The following is a 215-nucleotide window of genomic DNA, read 5'->3' on the forward strand; positions in this document are numbered from 1 at the left end:
GGGTGTGCGCCAGTCGGTTGGCGCGCGCATTCAATTCGCCATAGCTGACGCTGGTCTCTTCGTACACCACCGCGATCGCTTCCGGATCGGCTGCTGACTGCGCTTCGAACCGTTGATGGATCAGTTGGTCCTGCGGGTAGTGCGCGTGCGTCGCGTTAAAGCCGACCAGCAGCTGCTGCCGTTCGCTGTCCGGTAAAATGGGGAGCAGGTGCGCC

The 215-nt window shown here is 62.8% G+C and carries 1 protein-coding gene; it reads right to left on the minus strand.

Translation table 11 applies throughout. The annotated features are described in order from the left end of the window. The coding region (locus tag KVP70_RS35970) for a hypothetical protein (RefSeq protein WP_217946829.1) at positions 1-215 on the minus strand (215 nt) is incomplete at both ends.

The organism is Duganella violaceipulchra, from assembly GCF_019166075.1.
GTDB classification, from domain to species: Bacteria; Pseudomonadota; Gammaproteobacteria; order Burkholderiales; family Burkholderiaceae_D; genus Rugamonas; species Rugamonas violaceipulchra.